The sequence below is a fragment of the Frankia sp. CeCAU1 genome (genome assembly GCF_977971845.1).
In genome coordinates, this window is sequence record NZ_CDWWXA010000015.1 from 30,215 (window position 1) to 34,709 (window position 4,495).

The following is a 4,495-nucleotide window of genomic DNA, read 5'->3' on the forward strand; positions in this document are numbered from 1 at the left end:
CCCCTGGCCCCCGCGACGCCGACGCCCCCGCGGCCCGCAGCCCTCACGCCCGCCGCCGCGGCCGTGACGCCGACACCCACCTGTGACGATCCGCAGGCCAGCTGGCGCCCGCCGGGCCGGCTGCCCTCGCCGGGCGCGATGCCCACGGGCACCGTCCTGGAGACGATCGAACGCCGCGGCTACCTCATCGCCGGGGTGCTGGCCGACGTCCCGCCCTTCGGGTCGATCAGCCCGTTCACCGGCCAGTTCGAGGGCTTCGACGTGGAGATCGCCAACCTGATCGGCTGGAGGATCTTCGGCGCGGACGGACACGTGCGGTTCCGCGCGGTCACCTACGCCGAGCGCATCCCGGTTCTGCGCGACGGCGCCGTCGACGTCGTCGTGGCGACCATGACGACGAACTGCGAGCGGCGCGCGCTGGTGGACTTCTCCGCCGTCTACTACAACGAGACGCAACGGGTCCTAGTCCCCCGCGACTCGCCGTACCAGGGGATGGACGATCTCGGTGGGCGACGGGTCTGCACGGCGGCCGGCGCGGCGGCGACCATCCGGCGGGCACCGTCGCGCCCGGTGCTGCGCACCGTGCCGAACATCGCCGACTGCCTCGTGCTGCTCCAGGCCGGGGAGGTCGACGCCGTCATGACCACCACGGCCATCCTCAACGGGATGGCCGCCCAGGACCCGCGGCTGTACGTTGTCGGACCGGCCCTGTCGGACGAGCCGGACGCGGTCGCCGTCAGCCTCGACCATCCGGAACTGACCCGCTTCGTCAACGGCGTGCTGGCCCGCGCGATCGCCGACGGCACCTGGAAACGGCTGGCCCGGCGGTGGCTGTCGGCACCGTTCGCCCCGCCGCCGACACCACCGGTCGCCCGCTACCGGGACTGACCGATGATGATCTCTCGGTGGGAGGTGGACGCGGTCCTGACCCGGCTGCGTTCGGGGGGCGTTCCCCCTCGCCCGCCCCTCACCCTCAACCCCGATTTCGACCCCGATCTCGACCGAGGAGTGTGCGTGAACGCGGTCATCCCCTGCCCGGAGCCGGACTGCGACGGCGTCGTCGAGGACGGGTCGCGGACCGCACCGAGCCGGCTGGGCGCGGGCCTGGTCGAGGTACCCGGGCCCGACGTGCCCGAGCCCGACGTGCCGGACCCGGCGTCGATGCTGCTGGCGGACCCGCAGATCCCGGAACGGCGGCGGGCCTGTGCCGGGTGCGGCGCGCCGGTGGGACGCGCCCGGGGCCGCCGGCCCGCGCGTCCCGAGGGCTTCTGCCCGGGATGCGGCCAGCCGTTCTCGTTCCGTCCCACGCTGCACGCCGGTGACCGCGTCGGGCCGTACGAGATCGCGGGGGCCCTCGCGCACGGCGGCCAGGGCTGGATCTACCTCGCCCGGGACCCGAGCGTCGCGGAGGGCTCCTGGGTCGTGCTCAAGGGCCTGCTCGACTCCGGCGACCGCGAGGCACAGGCCGCGGCCATCGCCGAGCGCCGGTTCCTGGCCTCCGTCGACCATCCGGCGATCGTGCGGATCTTCACCTTCGTCGAGCATGCCGGCACGAGCTACATCGTGATGGAGTACATCGGCGGCACCTCGCTGCGGGAGGTGCTGTGCCGGCGTCGGGCCGACGCCGGCCGGCCCGACCCGCTGCCGGTCACCCAGGCCGTCGCCTACCTCCTCGCGGCGCTGCCCGCCTTCGCCTACCTGCACCGAAACGGCCTGGTGTTCGGCGACTTCACACCCGACAACGTGATGCTCGGCAGGGGGACACCGCGCCTGATCGACCTCGACGCGATCCGTCGCATCGACGACGGCGCAGTAGCCGGAGCCGGCTGCGGCACCCTCGGCTACCAGGCACCCGAGGTGCCCACCACCGGCCCCTCGGTCGCCTCCGACCTGTTCGCCGTGGGACGCACTCTCGCGACCCTCATCCTGGACTTCCGCGGTAACACCTCGACCTACCTGCACACGATGCCACCGGCGGCGGACCATCCCGTCCTCGCCCGGCACGAATCGCTGTACCGGTTCCTGCTCAAGGCGACCGCGCCCGATCCCGACCGCCGCTTCACCGGCGCCGAGGAGATGCACGACGAACTGCTGGGGGTGCTGCGGGAGATCGTCGCGGCCGAACGCGGGACACCGGCCCCGGCGCCGGCGCCGAGCCGGCGGTTCACCGGCGACCTCCACCCCACCGGCGAAGGTGGCCCCACCGGCGCCAACCCCACCGCGCTGCCGCCGTGGTCGGTGCTGCCCCGGCTACGGGCCGACCCCGACGACCCGGCGGCGGACCCGCTCACCGCCCTGCCGGACCTCGCGCCCGAGCAGCTCGCCGAGCTGCTCGGTGCGATGGGAACCACCAGCGTCGGGGCGCGCCTGCACCTGGCCGACCTGCGGATGCGCCTGGATCGGACCGCCGCCGCCCGCGAGATGCTCGCCGAGATCGAGGCGGAGGACCCCTTCGAGTGGCGGGTGGACTGGCAGCGCGGGCTGCTGGCACTCGCCGACGGCGACACCGCCGCGGCCCGCGGCGCGTTCGACCGGGTCTACGACGAGGTCCCGGGCGAGCTCGCGCCGAAGCTGGCGCTGGCGCGCACCGCGGAGGCCGCCGGTGACCTCCCCCGGGCGCAGCAGCTGTATGACCTGGTGTCGCGCACCGACGACGCGTTCACCGGCGCGGCGTTCGGGCTGGCGCGGGTGCGGATCGCCGCGGGCGACCGCGACGGTGCGGTGGCCGCCTACCGCCGGGTACCACCGGCCTCGGCCGCCCACGTCGACGCCCAGATCCGGCTGGCCCGGGTACTCGGCACGGTGACCGTGGCCGGCGTCCCCAATCGGGCCGGCATCATGGCCGCGTCGGACGTGCTGGCCGGCCTGGACCTCGACCCGGGCTGCCGGGCCGCTCTCACCCGGGATCTGCTGACCACCGCGCTCGACCTGGTGGCGGCCGGCACGCTCCCGGTGGACCCGGGCGTCACGGTCGCCGGTGCCGCACTGCGGGAAGCGGACCTGCGCTTCGGCCTGGAACGCGCCTACCGGGAGCTCGCCCGGCTGGCCGCGACCACCGACGAGCGGTACGCCCTCGTCGACCTCGCCAACCGTGTCCGCCCGCGGACCCTGGTATGAACGCCGGACAGCGGCCGGGACCGGCGCCGGGGCCACGGGACCCCGGCCTGGCGGGACGCTGCCCCGGCTGCGCGGCGCCGGTCCTTCCCGACGACCGGTTCTGCGAACGCTGCGGCGTGGCCCTGACGGCGGCCGGCCGCGAGCCCGGCGACCGGATCGATGTCGATCTGACGATCGCGGCCGGCGTGTCGGACCGCGGCCTCGTCCACCGGAGCAACGAGGACGGGTTCGCCCTCGCCGTCGTCGGCCCGCCCGGGCCAGCCGACCTGCCCGGCCCGGCCCGCCCGGCGGTCGTGGCGGTCGTGTGCGACGGGGTGTCGACGGCTCCCGGCTCGGGACCGGCCGCCGTGGCCGCCGCCCGGGACGCCACCGCCTTCCTGGCCGACGCCGTGGGCACGCCGAGGTCTCCCGAGCCGACGGGCGGCGGCGTCCCCTGGGAGAACGCCGCGCTGCGGGCGGCGACCGCGACCGCCCAGCGCAGCGCCGTCGCCTCGATCACCAGCCCCGACGACGCGCCGGCCTGCACGTTCGTCGCGGCGATCGTGACGGCGGACCGGCTCGCCGTCGGCTGGCTCGGGGACAGCCGAGCCTACCTACTCGGCCCGCGGGGCGCACACCTGCTGACCGAGGACGACACGCTGGCGGCCGAGGCGGTGCGGGCCGGCCTGCTTCCGGCCGAGTTGGCCGAGACGGCGCCCGGCGCCCACACCATCACCCACTGGATCGGGACGGGCAGCGAGTCGGCGGTACCGCGCGTCGTCTCGCTGCCCCTCACCGGGCCGGGACGGATGGTGCTGTGCAGCGACGGGCTGTGGAACTACGCCTCGGCCGCCACGGCCCTCGCCGGTCACGTCGGGCGCCTGCCGGCGGACGCGCCCGCCGCCGCGGTCGCCCACCATCTCGCCTCGGTGGCGCTGGCCGCCGGCGGCGCGGACAACATCACCGTGGTCGTCATCGACATATTCTGACTCAGCTCCAGAATTGCGAGGTCTAAACCGACGGAATCAAGTGGTTATGGCGACGCATGCTTTGCCGGCAAATCCTGGCGCGACCGGATCCCCAGGGACACCGGTCGAGCCAGGGGCGTCACCGATCAGGTCGTTGACCAGGTCGTTGATCAGGTCGCCGATCAAGGTCGTTGATCAGATGGAGAAGTCCTCGCCGTGCCACACACCGGCCTGGGGCGGGCGGATCGTGGGACGGGCTGCGACCCGCCCGTCGGCGCGGCCGTCGGTGTTCCCGGTGTTCCCGTCGAGCACCGCCTCCAGCTGGTCGACCCGGGTGAGCAGGGACTTCAGGCTGACACCGACGAGGTCGGGGAGCACGTCGTCCTGACCGGGCAGGGCGGTGGCCGGCCGGGGGCGGCTGGGGGTGATGA

At 74.8% G+C, this 4,495-nt stretch carries 3 protein-coding genes and 1 pseudogene; 3 read left to right on the plus strand and 1 reads right to left on the minus strand.

Features of this window, described 5'->3' with window-relative positions; all coding sequences use genetic code 11:
- The 3 genes from AC08OO_RS05025 to AC08OO_RS05035 form a co-directional block, all read left to right on the plus strand.
- Positions 1-888 (plus strand): glutamate ABC transporter substrate-binding protein (locus AC08OO_RS05025; protein ID WP_476618272.1); only part of this gene is annotated, 888 nt, incomplete at its 5' end.
- A gap of 3 nt (positions 889-891) precedes the next feature.
- Complete coding sequence (locus tag AC08OO_RS05030; protein WP_476610567.1) at positions 892-3,117, plus strand: tetratricopeptide repeat protein; 2,226 nt, start codon at positions 892-894, stop codon at positions 3,115-3,117.
- Entirely contained in the window at positions 3,114-4,085 is a 972-nt protein-coding gene (locus AC08OO_RS05035; protein ID WP_476610568.1) for a PP2C family protein-serine/threonine phosphatase, read from the plus strand. Before AC08OO_RS05030 ends, AC08OO_RS05035 begins: the two co-directional genes overlap by 4 nt.
- A gap of 174 nt (positions 4,086-4,259) precedes the next feature.
- Here the strand turns inward: AC08OO_RS05035 and AC08OO_RS05040 are convergent.
- Positions 4,260-4,495 (minus strand): annotated as a pseudogene (locus AC08OO_RS05040) (serine O-acetyltransferase); the annotation flags it as partial.